13 protein-coding genes are annotated in these 14446 nt (G+C 68.6%); 10 read left to right on the forward strand and 3 right to left on the reverse strand.

Features of this window, described 5'->3' with window-relative positions; translation table 11 throughout:
- Nucleotides 1-11: 11 nt before the first annotated feature.
- From CAL29_RS03565 to CAL29_RS03575, 3 genes are all read right to left on the reverse strand, one after another.
- Nucleotides 12-944 carry a DUF1177 domain-containing protein gene (locus tag CAL29_RS03565; protein ID WP_094851600.1) on the reverse strand — a complete coding sequence of 311 codons (933 nt, stop codon included), beginning with the start codon at nt 942-944 and terminating at the stop codon, nt 12-14.
- A 31-nt stretch (nt 945-975) separates the two neighbouring features.
- Complete coding sequence (locus CAL29_RS03570) at nt 976-2577, reverse strand: OPT/YSL family transporter (RefSeq protein ID WP_094851601.1); 1602 nt, start codon at nt 2575-2577, stop codon at nt 976-978.
- Between the two features lie 91 nt (nt 2578-2668).
- The gene (locus CAL29_RS03575; protein ID WP_094851602.1) at nt 2669-3436 is read right to left on the reverse strand and encodes an IclR family transcriptional regulator; all 768 of its coding nucleotides are present in this window, start codon (nt 3434-3436) and stop codon (nt 2669-2671) included.
- A 336-nt stretch (nt 3437-3772) separates the two neighbouring features.
- On the opposite strand from CAL29_RS03575, the gene CAL29_RS03580 reads away from it, so the two are divergent.
- The 10 genes from CAL29_RS03580 to CAL29_RS03625 all read left to right on the forward strand — a co-directional run bounded on the left by CAL29_RS03580 (nt 3773) and on the right by CAL29_RS03625 (nt 14432).
- Nucleotides 3773-4342, forward strand: coding sequence for a hypothetical protein (locus CAL29_RS03580; RefSeq protein WP_094851603.1), 570 nt, complete (start codon nt 3773-3775; stop codon nt 4340-4342).
- A gap of 119 nt (nt 4343-4461) precedes the next feature.
- Nucleotides 4462-5241: a hypothetical protein gene (locus tag CAL29_RS31955; RefSeq protein WP_143277596.1), complete on the forward strand. Its 780-nt coding sequence runs from the start codon at nt 4462-4464 to the stop codon at nt 5239-5241.
- 220 nt (nt 5242-5461) lie between these two features.
- The gene (locus CAL29_RS03590) at nt 5462-5857 is read left to right on the forward strand and encodes a BlaI/MecI/CopY family transcriptional regulator (protein ID WP_094851605.1); all 396 of its coding nucleotides are present in this window, start codon (nt 5462-5464) and stop codon (nt 5855-5857) included.
- On the forward strand, nt 5854-7599 hold the full coding sequence (locus tag CAL29_RS03595) for a M56 family metallopeptidase (protein ID WP_094851606.1): 1746 nt from the start codon (nt 5854-5856) through the stop codon (nt 7597-7599). Before CAL29_RS03590 ends, CAL29_RS03595 begins: the two co-directional genes overlap by 4 nt.
- A gap of 64 nt (nt 7600-7663) precedes the next feature.
- The gene (blaOXA, locus tag CAL29_RS03600) at nt 7664-8500 is read left to right on the forward strand and encodes a class D beta-lactamase (protein ID WP_094851607.1); all 837 of its coding nucleotides are present in this window, start codon (nt 7664-7666) and stop codon (nt 8498-8500) included.
- Nucleotides 8497-9771, forward strand: coding sequence for an acyltransferase family protein (locus tag CAL29_RS03605; RefSeq protein ID WP_094851608.1), 1275 nt, complete (start codon nt 8497-8499; stop codon nt 9769-9771). Before blaOXA ends, CAL29_RS03605 begins: the two co-directional genes overlap by 4 nt.
- Nucleotides 9772-9854: 83 nt before the next feature.
- Complete coding sequence (locus CAL29_RS03610; protein ID WP_094851609.1) at nt 9855-11681, forward strand: ABC transporter ATP-binding protein; 1827 nt, start codon at nt 9855-9857, stop codon at nt 11679-11681.
- Nucleotides 11682-11885: 204 nt separating this feature from the next.
- Nucleotides 11886-12815 (forward strand): ABC transporter substrate-binding protein, encoded by a 930-nt coding sequence (locus CAL29_RS03615; RefSeq protein WP_256977171.1) that lies wholly within the window; start codon nt 11886-11888, stop codon nt 12813-12815.
- A 22-nt stretch (nt 12816-12837) separates the two neighbouring features.
- Nucleotides 12838-13707: an ABC transporter permease gene (locus tag CAL29_RS03620; RefSeq protein WP_256977172.1), complete on the forward strand. Its 870-nt coding sequence runs from the start codon at nt 12838-12840 to the stop codon at nt 13705-13707.
- Complete coding sequence (locus CAL29_RS03625; RefSeq protein ID WP_094851612.1) at nt 13704-14432, forward strand: ABC transporter ATP-binding protein; 729 nt, start codon at nt 13704-13706, stop codon at nt 14430-14432. Before CAL29_RS03620 ends, CAL29_RS03625 begins: the two co-directional genes overlap by 4 nt.
- The last annotated feature ends 14 nt before the right edge of the window (nt 14433-14446 follow it).

The following is a 14446-nucleotide window of genomic DNA, read 5'->3' on the forward strand; positions in this document are numbered from 1 at the left end:
GGCTGGCGCGGTCATTGGCGCTTTTGCAGATGGGCCAGGGAGCCGTACAGGCTCAACAATTTCTGGTACTCCGCCTCGTCGTGGAAACGGCAGGTGCCGCGCGTGTATTCCTTGGCGACTTCCACGGCGAAGCGCACGGCGGCGGCGATGTCGTATTCGTCGCTGGCCCCCGTGCCGCAACCGGGCACGACGCTTTGCGCCGAGATGGCCACGCCCACGGTGGGCGCGGTGGTGGCGGTGGAGGGCTGGAGGATGCTGTTCAGGTGATAGACGCCGTTGCCGTAAGGCGTGATGTCCTGGGTGGTGATGGGGAAGGTCACGGCGGGGCGGCCGCTGGTCATTTCCATGATGCGCACCAGGTCTTCGGACACGCGCAGGATATAGCCTTCCTTCACGGTCGGGGAGATCGCATAGCCCTTGTGGTTGAGGATGCGGTTGCCCTTGGTGGTGTCGATGGACAGCACGGCGTCCATCTCGGGCGTGATTTCGTTCGCGTTCAAGGTCTCCGTGTCCATGGGCGAGTCCATGAAGTCCACCGGTTCGTGCGGCCGCGTGGGCGCGTCCGGGCAAATATGCGTGCTCAGCACCACGTCGCCGGGCAGCGCGTCGCCCTGCTGGCGCATGTGGGCCAGCTTCAGCGCGGCGGCGACGGCCGCCACCGCGCCGTCGCCGTCGGACACCAGGCCGATGCGGCTGGGGCGCGCGCCCACGCCGCCCAGGCGGCCGACGATGCCCAGGGTCGGGGCCTTGCCGCCGGCATGCCTGCCTTCGGTGCCGGCGATTTGCACGCGCACCAGGTCGGTCTTGCCTTTCGGGCCTTCGATCGTCTTGACCGTGACCTTGGCGTATTGGGCATAGGGGGACAGCAGGTCGACGACCGTCTGGCCGCTGCAGTAGGCGCTATCGAGGGCGTCGTAGGCCTTGAGGGTGTGGGAGAGGCTCATGAGGTTTCCTTGTCGTGGTTGGCGTGGCGGCTTACTTGGACTTCAGGTGCGCGCGGGCCATGGAATTGAAGAAGTTGTAGAGGGCGTCGCCGGCGATGCAGCCCGCGGCGAAGACTTCGGCCTTGCCGCGGGCCGACTCGCCCCAGCGGCGTTGGATCAGGATGCGCAGCAGGATACCGACCAGCACGGCCCAGCCGGCGCTGGCGTTCAGGATCAGCAGGCCGGTGGACAGCAGCACGCCCAGTTGGCGGCGCGGTCCGCCCGCCAGTTGGATGAGCGCGCCCGGGATCGCCCACATCAGCAGCTTGCCGGCTACGCCGGGCGCGATGCCTGCCTTGATGGTGGCGACATAGACCTTGGCGACCGGCGGGATCAGGTTCTGGGCGAAGTAGGCGCCAAAGGAGAAATACACCATCGGGATGGCAATGACGAAAGCCAGCATGCCCGCCGCGAGTTGCTGGCGGCGGCCTTCGAGTTCGAAGCGGGGGTCCGCGCCATTGCCCCGCAGCATGTAGCCCGCCCGCAGGTCGTAGCCCATGTCGGCGAAGGCCGGGCCGGTGGCCGCGGAAAAGCCGCACAGCATGACCAGGGCGATGGGCGGGAAGCCCAGCAGCATGCCGATGAGCAGGGTGATCAGGGCGACGGCAAAGGCCGGAAACCAGCCCGAGTGCATGGCCGCGATGCCGACGATCATCTCATGCACGAAGGCGGCGAAGGCGGCGTAGGCGATGAAGAGAACCAGCATGGGCAGGGACATCTCGGCATACAGGCCGCTGCCCAGCGCGATCAGCGCGGCCAGCACGATATAGGCGATGGCCCCGAAACGCAGGGTTTTCGTGAGTTCGAAAGCGATCTGCCCGGTGCCGGGCGCGGACGCCGCGGCTGTCGCCATGGCCGCGGTTTCCGGCGCGCGCCGTTGCCGGATCTGGCCGATGACCTGTAGCAGCGCCACCAGGCCGGCGCCTATCATCAAGCCGTGCGGCAGGTAGATGGCGTTGATGTCCACGCCGGCGATCGGCTGGGCATAGGCGCGCGCCAGCAGGCCGATGCCGAACATGGACAGCGCCCAGATGTTGCCCAGGAACGCGGTTCCGAAGGCCGACATCGGCACGCCCAGCCAACTGCCGGCCACGCCCGCGCCTATGCCCAGGCCCAGCAGGGCCGCCTGCTTGCCGCCGGTGTCGCCCGCCTTGATCGCTTCCGCCGCCGCGGTGCCGGGCGGCCAGGCGCCCGAGGCGGGGAAGATGCGCGTGTCGAACATGCGGTACAGCAGATAGCCGTCCAGCAGCATCGCCAGGGAAACGCCGATGAACATGGGGACGATGAGGTCGTTGCGGCCGAACAGGAAGGGAATGGCGATGGGCAGCAGCAGGCTGTTGGCGGCGCCGAACGTGGCCGAGGAAATGGCCGACTGCGCCAGGTTCTGCTCGTGCACGGAGCGGAAGCGGTTCAGGGCGGACAGCGGCACGCGGGCGAGCAGCATGGCGATGAGCGCGCCGATGATGGACGTATTGGGCGTCACGCCCAGCGAGGTCAGCAACTGGATGCCGATGATGGCGCCGAGGACGCTCAATAGCGCCAGCAGCACCAGCGTGCCGCCGGCCAGGGCGCGAGGATGGGACGGTGTTTGCATGGATTCCCTTGATTTCGTATCGGTGTACGTATCGGTGTTCGTATTGGTGCTCACTCACATCGGCGACGGCATGCCGCTATGCCGCTGGCGATCAGGACCGCGCCGTCCAGAATTCATCTCCCGCCGCGCGGCCGATGGCGCGGGCGTGGCCGACGAGCCGTTGGGTCAGGGCGTCGACGAAGTCCTGATCTTCCTGCGGCACGGGAAAGCTCAGGCAAAAGGCCAGGGTTTCGCCGCTCTCCGGATCGGCCACCGAGCAACTGATGGAGCCAACGCCCGGCAGCGCTTCGTCCATGGCGATGGACCAGCCGTCGCGCCGCACTTGCTCCAGCCGCTTGCGCAACGCGGGCAGGTCGCCGGGCGCGCGCGCCGGCACCACGGGATAGTGTTCGCCATAGAGGCGCGTCAACGTGTCGTCGGGGATGCGCGCCAGCAGCGTGCGGCCGGTCGACACGGCGACCGCCGGCGAGCGGTGGCCGGGCCAGGTCACGACGCGCAAGGGGTGCGAGCCGTGGCGCACGCGCAGCACGACCACGTCGCGGCAGGTTTCATCCAGCACCGAGATGTAGGCGGTATGGCCGGTTTCCCGCACCAGCGCTTGCAGGGCGTCCTCCATGCGATCCAGGATCGAGGAGGACGAGCGCACCTGATGGGAGAGTTCGAGTATGAGCAGGGCGGGGCGGTAGGCCAGGGTGCGCGCATCGCGCTCCAGGAGGCCGCACGCCATCATCTGCTTCAGTACGCGCGATGCGCTGCTCTTGGGGACGCCGAGGTGGTTGACCACGTCGGTGACGGTGAGATCGCGGCCGCTATGGGCCAATAGCCGCAGGACATCCGTGGCGCTGTCGAGAATGCTCATTGTTGGAGAATGCTCATTATCGAGTTCCGTAAAATGGAACTGTGTCTTGAAAAATGGAACCAGTTAATTCTATGGTGCGCCGCACAGGGTGGAAGCTGGAGAAAACCCTAGATAGGCCGGCATAGGGGGCGCTTCCTTCGCAAGAATGGCCGTTACGGGTACGCTGCCACGGAGCGGTGCGCGAGCCGTTCAGCGATTCGGCGATTCGGTAATTCGGTAATTCGGCGTTTCCGCGCGTTTCCCATGCAGGTTCATCGTGGCGGCCGGGCGCGAGGTTTGCGGGCGGCGTCATTGCCATTCTTTTTTTAGCCGGCATCACCCGGTGCCGAACCCATCATGAACACTTCCCATCCCATCATGCTTATCCGCCATGCGGAGAAGCCCCTGCGCGAATCCCGCTACGCGCAGGACATTGCCGGCGCGGGCGGCAGGCACGGCCTGAGCTCGCGGGGCGAGCGGCGCGCGCAACTGCTGGCGGCGTATTTCATGTCATCGGAGGACCTGCTGCGCGAACGCGGGCTGTGCCGGCCGCGGTTCATCTTCGCGGCGGCGACCACGCCGCGGCATCGCAGCACCCGGCCCGTGGATACGGTCAAGCCGCTGGCCGCGGCCCTTAACCTGGCGGTGCGCGACGAGTTCGCCTCCGACCCGCCCTTCGACAAGGCGGCCGACACGCTGTGCAGCGCCGCGGCGCAAGGGGCGGTGCTGGTCAGTTGGCGGCAGGACACCTTGCCCGAACTGGCCCGCGCCATCGGCGCGCGCGGCGTGCCCGACGTCTGGCCGGAGAGCCGTTTCGACATGATCTGGCTGCTGGAGCGTTCGGGCGGCGTGTGGACGCTGACGCAAGTGCCGCAGATGCTGCTGCCGGAAGACAGCGATGCGCCGATCCGGGACGAGCGAGGATAGCCGCCCGGCCGTTGAAACAGTTTGCTACCTGCTTGCCATATCCGGGTCCAAACCGAATATCTTCTTGCCTCGCGTGCGGCCCGCCGCTGCCGCTTCCTCCACTCGAAGCCTGAAGAAGAATGCATAAAGCCCTCGATCGTGACCCGAGCATTGCCCTTGTCCCCTTGAAATGGCTGCGCCGCGCCGGCGTCGCCGCCGCCGTCGCGATGGCCTTGCCGGTCGCCGCGCCGGCATCCGCCCAGGGCGTGACGCAGTCCGCCCACGCGGGCGCCCACGCCGCGCCGCCGCAGGATGGCGCGGCGGATGCCTCCGGCGCGGCCGCTCATGCCGGGGCGGCAGCGCCTGCCGCTTCGCCTGCCCCCGCGCCGACGCAGGGCGCCGGCGGTGCTTCCGGCGCGTCGGCCCACGCCGGCGCCGCTTCGCCGGGCGCCTCCTCGCCGCAGGGCGATGCCGCGGATCCCTTCGCCGCGCCGGTGACGACCGGCCCGATGAATCCCTATGCGCCGCGCCAGGCGCTGGCGCCGGTGCAGAAGACCGTCATCCAGAACCAGGCGGCCTACGAGCGGCTGATGAACAACAGCGGCATCACGGTGCAGTGGCTGTGGCACGCCGACCGCGGCCATCTGAAGGCGCGCGACGTCAACGACGTGGTCAGCATCGAGGGCACGCAGTCCAACTACGAAGGCACGCTGAAGATCAAGGGCGACGTGGTCGCGATCTCGGCCGACCGCTTCCGTTTCCGCGGCACCATCCTCATCGTCGATGCGCCCGACAAGGGACGGAACTGTGAACGCACCGGCGATTTCGATTTCCGCATCAGCGGCAAGCGCAAATACTGGCGCTTGCAGCAGATGGAATTCTGCGACGGCCTGACCGACTACGTGGACGTCTATTTCTAAGTCCCCGGGCACTGAAGGGCGCGGCCGAGGTCGGGCCTTTCGTGCCGGGTATGTTCATCCGATGGCGACAGCGGCCGCAAACAGCCGCAATGGCCGTGGCCGCGCAAAGTCGGGGTGAGTGCGTCCTGAAGTAGAAGAATAGTTCTAGACAATATTTTCTAGAACGAATATTCTAGCTACTCCGCATGATCTTCAACGCCCGCCCGCCGTCCATCCAAGCATGAACACCCGATCCAGCCCCCCGCCGGTCAAACCCACCAGCGCCGAACTCGACGTCTTGCAGACGATCTGGGAGATCGGACCCTCGACCGTCAAGCAGGTGCACGCGGCCATGGCGCCGGCGCGGCCGGAGCTGACCTATGCGAACGTGTTGCGGCTGATGCAGATCATGCACGGCAAGGGGCTGCTCGCGCGCGACGAACGCGAGCGTTCCCACGTCTATGCCGCGGCGCAGAGCCAGAAAGCGACGCAGGGCGGACTGGTGAAGGACCTGATCCGCAAGGCCTTCGCCGGCTCCGGCAAGGCGCTCGTCCTGGCGGCCTTGCGCGAGGGCCACGTGAGCAAGCAGGACCGCGCCGAAATCGAGGCCTTGCTGCGGGGCGAGGACAAGCCGTGAGCCAGTCGCTGCTCGTCCTCGCCTGGGCCTTGGGCAAGACCCTGCCGGTCTTCCTCTGGAAGGGACTGTGCATCCATGCCGTGGCCGCGGGCCTGCTGCTGCCGATGCGTCCCGGCGATACGCGGCCGCGCCATGCCGTGCTGTGCCTGGCCTTGCTGGCCTGCGGCGTGGTGTTCGCCGTCGACGTGGCGGGCGCATATCGCGCCGAGCTGGCGTCGCTGGCGTCCGGGCGGATTTCCTACGTGGGTGGCGGGCAGGCGGCGCCGGCCGGCGCGTTCTGGCCCTTGTGGCTGGCGGCGGGCTGGTTCGCGGGCGCCGCGCTGGTCGGCGCCAGGATAGGCGTGGGCCTTGCGTGGCTGCGCCGCGCGCTGGACGCCAGCGCGCCCTGGACCGATGCGGCGTGGCGGACGCGGGTCGACGCGATGGCGCGCGCGCTGCGCCTGCCGCGCGCGGTCGGCTTGCGCATCGCACACGGCTTGTCCTCGCCCGTGACGGCGGGATGGCTCAAGCCGGTGATCCTGGTGCCGGCCCATATCGTCACGGGAATGCCCGCCGATCTGTTGGAAGCCTTGCTGGCGCACGAGCTCGCCCACGTGCGGCGTCTCGATTTCCTGGTGAACCTGCTGCAGCATGGGGCCGAGGTCCTGCTGTTCTTCCATCCTTCGGTATGGTGGCTCTCGCGCCGGATCCGGGTGGAGCGCGAACGGATCGCGGACGAGGTCGCGGCCGGCCTGATCGGCGATCCGCGCCGGCTGGCCCGCGCGCTGGATGCATTGAGCCGCGCGGCGGACCCCGGCGCCGGCGATGCGCGCGTGCGCATCGCACAGGGCGCGAAGGACGGGCCATTGGTGGATCGCATACGCCGCCTGGCGCATCCGCGCCCGGCGCCTCGCCGCGGCTTGGCCCTGCCGCTGCTGGCCGCCATGCTGGCGCTGGCCGGCGCCACCTTGTGGTCGGCCGCCGACCTGGGACCCGCGCGGGCTGCGCGGGCGCTGGCGGAAAATGGCGGGCATGGCGGCGTGCTGGCGGACTATCCGGCCATCCAGGCGCTGATCGAAGCCAGCGGCGCGGCCCATGTGCTGGTGGTGGACAGCCGCTCCGGCGACAGGCTGGCGGCGCGCGCGGAAAACGATGTCGTGCCCATCGCGTCCCTGACCAAGCTGATGACGGCCATGGTGGTGATGGACGCTTCCCTCGACATGACGCAGCCGGTGCGCGTCGCGGAGGAGGACGCCGCCGCGACAAAGGACGGGATGTCGCGCCTGCCGGTCGGCACGGTCGCCACGCGCGATACCTTGCTCAAGCTGACCCTGATGGCCTCGGACAACCGGGCGGCGTACGCGCTCGCGCGCAGCTACCCCGGCGGCTTGCCGGCGTTCGAACTCGCCACGCAGCGCAAGATGGCGGCGCTGGGGCTGGCGCACACCACGTTGCGGGAGCCCGCCGGCGTTTCGTCCGCCAACCAGTCCACCGCCACCGATATCGAACGCATCGTCCGCGCGGCGGCGAACTATCCGGCCATCGTGCGCGACACGGTCGCGCTGGGCGAGGACGTGCGCGGGGAGGACGGCGTCATCCGCTACCGCAATACCAATGTGCTGGTCGGGCGGCCGGATTGGGATATCCGCTTGTCCAAGACCGCCACGTCCGAACGGGCCGGCCGCTGCCTGGCGATGCGCGTGCAGGTCCACGGCCATGATTTGACGCTGGTGCTGCTGAACGCGCGCCGGCAACCCGCATAGCGGCGGCTCGCCGCCAAGTGTCTTCTTTTCCTCTGTCCTTTTCCCCTGTCCTTTTCCCACGATCATGAAATCATGCTTCACGCGGCGCGCCGCCGCGTTCCTGGCACTGTCCGCGGCTTTCGTCGCCGTCGCCGCCCCCGTGCAGGCTCGCACGATCTGTACCCTTGCCGCCGATGCCGCCGATGGCCGCGTCCTGGTGGAGCAGGGAGCCTGCGGCGATCGCTATACGCCGGCCTCCACGTTCAAGATCGCCATCAGCCTGATGGGATTCGACGCCGGCATCCTGAAGGATGAGAACACGCCGGTCTGGAATTTCCAGCCCGGTTATCCCGATTGGGGCGGTGAGGAATGGCACAAGCCCGCCACGCCGGCGCGGTGGATCAAATACTCGATCGTCTGGTATTCGCAGCAGGTCGCCGAGCGCCTGGGCCAGGCCCGGTTCCAGGAATACACGTCGAAGTTCCACTTCGGCAACGAGGACGTGTCCGGCGAGCCCGGCAAGCACAACGGCCTGCAGGGCGCGTGGATCATCTCCTCCCTGCGGGTGTCGCCGCGCGAGCAGGTCGATTTCATGCGCAAGATCGTCAATCGCCGGCTGCCCGTCAGCGCGCATGCCTACGACATGACGGCCCGCATCCTCGACCTGGGACCGATCGCGGACGGCTGGCGGCTGTACGGCAAGACGGGCACGGGGTCGCCGGGCAGCGACGGCCATTACGACCCCAGCCGCGCCTACGGCTGGTTCGTGGGCTGGATGGAGAAGGACGGCCGGAAAGTCGTTTTCGCGCGCCTGATCCAGGACGAGAAGGCGATGACGCCCAGCGCCGGCATGCGCGCGCGCGGCAGCCTGGCCGAAGCGCTGCCGGGCCTGGTCGCGGCGGCGGATGGGCGAGGAAAATGAGCCCGAGCCCGCCGCCGCCGGGGCCGCCCGCGCGCGACCTGGGCATCGATACGCTGCGCGGCGTCGCCATCCTGCTGGTGTTGCTGCATCACTTCAATATCGCGTATTCCCTGCGGGACACGACGCTTGCCGCGTGGCTGGGCTGGCCGCTGCTGCATGCGATCGCGCGCAACGGCAACTATGGCGTGACGATCTTCTTCGCCGTGTCGGGATTCCTGATCACGCGCAATGCCCTGGCGCGCTGGGGCGACCTGGCGCGCATCGACGTGGCGGATTTCTACGCGCTGCGGGCGGCGCGCATCCTGCCCTGCCTGGCGCTGGTCGTGGCGGCGGTCGATGCGCTGGCGTTGGCCGGGCTGCCCCTCTTCGACAACCGGGCGGGCGCGCCGGTGTCGCTCTGGACCGTCAATGCCGCGGCGCTGACGTTCTGGATGAATGTCCTCGTCACGCACGTGGGATGGATCAACTATCCCTTGGGCGTGTTGTGGTCGCTCTCCGTCGAGGCGGTGTTCTATTTGTTGTTTCCCGTGTTGTGCGTGGGACTGGCGGGCGCGCGGCGCTGGCTGCTGCCCGGGCTGGCGATCGGGGTCATTTGCGCCGCGCCGTGGTATCGCCTGGCCAACCAGGGAGAGGCGGAGGCCTATCTCTACGGCTACCTGGCCTGCTTCGACGCCATCGCCATCGGCTGCTGCGGCGCGGTGCTGGCGCGGCGCGGCCATGCCGGCCTGTTGGGAACGCGCGTCGCGCGCGCCGCGATCCTGGCGGCGATGTCCGCCTTGTACCTGGCCTGGCCCATCGGCGTGAGCAACGTGCTGGGCACGACGGCGATGGCCCTGGGCACCGTGCTGTTCCTGGCGGGATCGGGGGCGGCGGAACCGCGTCGCCATGCCGACCCGGCCACGCGGCGCGCGGCAGGATCGCACGATGAGGCGCGCGAGGAGGCGCGTGAGTACACCAGCGGCCACGCGATTGCCCGGCCGCTGTGGATAACTCGCGCGCTGGCGGCGTGCGGCCGCCGCAGCTACGAACTCTATCTCTTTCACCTGATCGTCCTGGGCATCGCCCGCGGCATGCTGCCCGCCAGCCATGTAGCGGGGGATGGGCGCCTGCTCATGCTGCTGGCGTATCTGCTGGGCTCGGCCGCGCTGGCCGCGGCCGTGGCGCGGATGTGGTCGGACCCCGCCAACGCCGCCATCCGCAAGCGCTTCGTCCGCGGGCTGCCCATGAAGGCGCGCGCTGACGCGGCGGCGGGCGCGGACTCGGCGGGTTAGCACGGAGAGGGGCGGAGAGGGCGGAAAGGGCGGGATACACTGGAAATTACTCGTCCGTTTCGCGACAGCCCGTTTTTTCCGCCATGCCACGTAAATCCAAGCGCACGCGCATCGATATGCGAGGCCACGTCTTCAAGGACGTCCTCGGTTACACCCTTCGTCACTGGCGCCAGCAGCCGCGCCGCATCGCCCTCATCGTTTTCCTGGTGCTGGGCGGCGCGCTCGCGGACGTGGTCACGCCGCTGTTCGCCGGCCGCCTCGTCGATGCGGTGACGGCGGGGCCGGCCTCGAATCCCGCCATCTGGAAAATGGCCCTGTCCGCCTTCGCCCTGCTGGTCGTCGTGGGCCTGGCCGGCACCGTGCTGCGGCAGTTGTCCTATGGCGCGATCTCGGCGCTGACCGTGCGCATGATGAACCGCATCTGCGCGCAGGCCTTCCACCGCGTCCAGCGCTTTTCCAGCGACTGGCACGCCAACACCTTCGCCGGCTCGACCGTGCGCAAGATCACCCGCGGCATCTGGGCGCTGGACCTACTGAACGACACCCTGCTGGTCGCGCTGCTGCCTTCGCTGACCATGCTGGTGGGCGCGGCCGTGCTGCTGGGCTGGCACTGGCCCGTCATGGGACTGGTGGTGGGCGGCGGCGCCGTCGTCTACCTGGTCGTGATCGTTTCCCTGTCGCTGCTCTACGTCGCGCCGGCGGCGCGTCTGGCCAATTCCTGGGATACGCGGCTGGGCGGCGCATTGGCCGACGCGGTGAGCTGCAACGCGGTGGTCAAGGCCTTCGGGGCCGAGTCCCGCGAGGAGAAGCGCCTGGCGCGCATCCTGGACAAATGGCGCGACCGCACCTACCGGGGCTGGATACGGGGCACCATCAACGGCGGCCTGCAAGGCGCGCTGCTGATCCTGATGCGCACCGCCATCGTCGGCGCCGCGCTGCTGCTGTGGGCCGACAAGCAGGCCAGCGCGGGCGACATCACCTTCGCATTGACCATGTACTTCATCCTGCACGGCTACATGCGCGAGGTCGGCATGCACGTGCGCAACCTGCAGCGCTCGGTCAACGACATGGAGGAACTGGTGAGCCTGGAGCGCCAGCCCCTGGGCATCGCCGACCGGCCGGGCGCGCGGCCCATCGTCATTACCAAGGGCGACATCCGCTTCAATCGCGTGACCTTCCAGTACGGCGGCCACCTGACGCCGCTGTACCGCGACTTCTCCCTGCACATCGCGCCGGGCGAACGCATCGGCCTGGTGGGGCATTCCGGTTCCGGCAAGACCACGCTGATCAAGCTGATCCAGCGCATGCACGACGTGAACGCCGGCAGCATCGACATCGACGGACAGGACATCGCGCAGGTGGCGCAGTCGTCGCTGCGCGCGCAGATCGCCATCGTCATGCAGGACCCGGTGCTGTTTCACCGCACCCTGGCGGAGAACATCGCCTATGCGCGCCCCGGCGCCTCGCAGGCGGACATCGAGGCGGCCGCGCGCTTGGCCAATGCCCACGATTTCATCGCCGCGCTGCCGCGCGGCTATGACACGCTGGTGGGCGAGCGCGGCGTGAAGCTGTCCGGCGGCGAGCGCCAGCGCGTTGCCATCGCCCGCGCCTTCCTGGCCGACGCGCCCATCCTGATCCTGGACGAAGCCACCTCCAGCCTGGACAGCGAAAGCGAGATGCTGATCCAGCAGGCGATGGAACGGCTGATGGTGGGCCGCACCACGCTGGTCATCGCGCATCGGCTGTCGACGGTGCGCGCGCTCGACCGGCTGATCGTGCTGGAGAAGGGCCGCATCATCGAGGAAGGCACGCACGACGACCTGATCCAGCGGCCCGGCGGCGTCTACCGGGGCTTGTTCGAGCGGCAGGCGCTGTCGCTGACCCAGGCGCTGGAAACCGCGGCGGAATGACGCGCCGCGGCCGGCGGCAAGCGGTGGTGCCGCGCGGCCGGACGCCAGGGGCGCATTGCGGATCGTCGCCGGATTAGTTCATGCGTATTTTGTATTTTTGCCGGCCGCGGCGGCTTCTTAAGATGTCCGGATATTCTCGATTCGGATGTTATGGACAGGCGCACATTTCTTGCCGCGACGTCGTCGGCGGTACTTTCAGTCGGCTTGAACGCGAGTGTTCGGGCCCAGCCGGCGGTGGATCCCAAGACCAGGCTGGTCGCGGCCGACCAGGGCGAGCTGGTGCGGGTCCTGCTGGAAGCGAGCGGGGAAAGAAAGAAGCTGGGCTTCGATCTACAACTGCCGAATTTCGCCGGCGGGCCCGCCATCTTCGAAGCCATACGGGCCGGGGCGCTCGACATCGCCTATGTCGGCGACACGCCGCCCATCCAGGCGCGGGCGGCCGGCACCTTGCTGCCCATCATCGCCACCATCTCGCGCCAACTGTCGACGTACCGGCTGGTCAGCCGGCCGGGGCTGACGATCGACAAGCTGGCGGAACTCAAGGGCAAGCGCATCAGCTATATCGAGGGCTCCGGGCGCCAGGTGTTCCTGATCGAGGCGCTGGACCGCGCGGGCCTGACCCTGAAGGATATCCAGCCCGTCGCGCTGCGGATCGCCGACCTGCCGGATGCGATCCGTTCGGGGGCCATCGACGTCGCCGTGCTGAACGAGCCCTATGTCACCCGGCTGGCCGCGCAGGTGGGCGCGACGCCGGTGCGGGACCCGGTCGAGCGCCAGCTCCTGCCGGGCGTCAGCTATTTCTACGCGCGGCCGGAGGTGCTGGCCAATCCCGCGCAATCCGCCGCGATCGGTGAATTCCTCGGCGCCTTCATCCGGGCCGGGAAGTGGAGCAACGAACACCAGCAGCAGTGGGGCAAGGCCTACTACACGGACTTCCAGCGGCTTACGCCGCAAAGCACCGCGGCCATTCTCGCGTCCCAGTCGCCCCTGGTTTTCCAGACGTCCCGCGAAGCCGTGGCCGATCATCAGAAGCTGATCGACATCCTGTATGCGGCCGGATCGATCAAGCAGCGCCTGGACGCGGCGCAGTCATTCACCGACGCCTACGACGCGATCATCGTCGCGCAGCGTTGAGCCGGTCATCCCAGGAAAGCCGATGTCGCCACCCTCGATGTCCCCGCCCGTTTCGCGGGCAGCCGCCTACCCGGAGCACGCCGCCGCCGATGACGCCGCGCCGCGGGAGACGCCCGTCACGCGTTTCGTCCCGCGGCGCCTGCCTGCGGGCATGCGCCTGCTCGGCCCGCTCATCGCGCTGGCCGCGTGGGAGGGCGCGTCGCGCCTGGGATGGCTCTCTCCCGCGACGCTCAGCGCGCCGTCCCAGGCATTGGCCACGGCAGTCCAGATGTTCTCCGACGGCGAACTGCTGCCCCATCTGCTGGCTTCCGCGACGCGCGCCTACACCGGCCTGTTGCTGGGCATCGTCGTGGGCGTGGTCCTGGCGCTGGCGGCGGGCCTGACCCGCGCCGGCGAGGCATTGATAGACGGCCTGGTCCAGATCAAGCGGGCCATTCCCACGCTGGCCCTGATTCCCCTGGCGATCATCTGGCTGGGCATCGGCGAGGCCATGAAGGTGTTTCTTATCTTCACCTCGGTGCTGGTGCCGATCTACATCAACACGCACGCGGCGTTGAAGGGCATGGATATCGGACACGTCGAACTGGCGCAGACGCTGGGCCTGACCCGTGGCGAATTCATCAGGAAGGTGGCGCTGCCGGGCGCCTTGCCCGGTTTCTTCACCGGCTTGCGGCTGGCGGTCGCGCTGTGCTGGACGGCGCTGGTGGTATTGGAGCTCGTCAACACCCAGACGGGAATCGGCTACCTGATGAACCGCGCGCGCGATTGGGGGCAGACCGACATCATCGTGGTCGGCATCATGATCTACGCCGTGCTGGGCCTGGTTTCCGATGCGGCGGTCCGGCTGCTGGAAGCCCGCGCGCTTTCCTACAAGCGTTCGCTCGGATCATGAGCGCCCGCCCTTCGACGGACGCGGCCGTGCAACTGCGCGGCCTGTCGCGCGGCTTCGGCGGCGGGACCGTCCTGGACCGGGTGTCGCTCAGCGTGCCGTCCGGCCAGTTCGTCGCCTTGCTGGGGGAATCCGGCTCCGGCAAGACGACCTTGCTGCGCACGCTGGCGGGCCTGGACGACGATGCGCAGACCTCCGGAAGCGTGCGCGTGCGGGGCAACGTGTCCGTGCTGTTCCAGGATTCCAGGCTGTTGCCCTGGCTGTCGGTCATCGACAACCTCAAGCTGGGCCTGCGGCGCGCGGATGCCGACCGGGCCGCCCTGGAGATGCTGGACGCCGTCGGCCTGGCCGGCAAGGCCACGGCGTGGCCGTCGACCTTGTCGGGCGGGCAGAAGCAGCGCGCCGCGCTTGCCCGGTCCCTGCTGCGCGAGCCGGACGTTCTGCTGGCCGACGAGCCATTCGGGGCGCTCGACGCATTGACGCGGCTACGCATGCACGCCCTGTTGTTTCGCCTGGTCGAACGGCAGCGTCCCACGGTGATCCTGGTGACCCACGACGTGGACGAGGCGCTGGCGCTGTCGGACCGCATCCTGGTGCTGCGCAACGGCCGCATCGAGGAGGATCACCACGTCGGCCTCTCCCATCCGCGGCAGGCCGGCGATGCGGCGTTCGTCGCCCTCAGGGCAAGGCTGCTGCGCGGCCTCGGGGTAGAGAAGAATCCAGTCTAGAAGGGAAAGGACCC

This window comes from Bordetella genomosp. 10 (assembly GCF_002261225.1).
Taxonomy (GTDB): Bacteria; Pseudomonadota; Gammaproteobacteria; order Burkholderiales; family Burkholderiaceae_B; genus Bordetella_C.

Coding starts and splice junctions, on each gene's coding strand:
- CAL29_RS03625 (WP_094851612.1), top strand. CDS start 13,704: ATGAGCGCCCGCCCTTCGACGGACGCGGCCGTGCAACTGCGCGGCCTG.
- CAL29_RS03605 (WP_094851608.1), top strand. CDS start 8,497: ATGAGCCCGAGCCCGCCGCCGCCGGGGCCGCCCGCGCGCGACCTGGGC.
- CAL29_RS03575 (WP_094851602.1), bottom strand. CDS start 3,436: ATGAGCATTCTCGACAGCGCCACGGATGTCCTGCGGCTATTGGCCCAT.
- CAL29_RS03580 (WP_094851603.1), top strand. CDS start 3,773: ATGAACACTTCCCATCCCATCATGCTTATCCGCCATGCGGAGAAGCCC.
- CAL29_RS03610 (WP_094851609.1), top strand. CDS start 9,855: ATGCCACGTAAATCCAAGCGCACGCGCATCGATATGCGAGGCCACGTC.
- CAL29_RS03620 (WP_256977172.1), top strand. CDS start 12,838: ATGTCGCCACCCTCGATGTCCCCGCCCGTTTCGCGGGCAGCCGCCTAC.
- CAL29_RS31955 (WP_143277596.1), top strand. CDS start 4,462: ATGCATAAAGCCCTCGATCGTGACCCGAGCATTGCCCTTGTCCCCTTG.
- CAL29_RS03590 (WP_094851605.1), top strand. CDS start 5,462: ATGAACACCCGATCCAGCCCCCCGCCGGTCAAACCCACCAGCGCCGAA.
- CAL29_RS03565 (WP_094851600.1), bottom strand. CDS start 944: ATGAGCCTCTCCCACACCCTCAAGGCCTACGACGCCCTCGATAGCGCC.
- CAL29_RS03570 (WP_094851601.1), bottom strand. CDS start 2,577: ATGCAAACACCGTCCCATCCTCGCGCCCTGGCCGGCGGCACGCTGGTG.
- blaOXA (WP_094851607.1), top strand. CDS start 7,664: ATGAAATCATGCTTCACGCGGCGCGCCGCCGCGTTCCTGGCACTGTCC.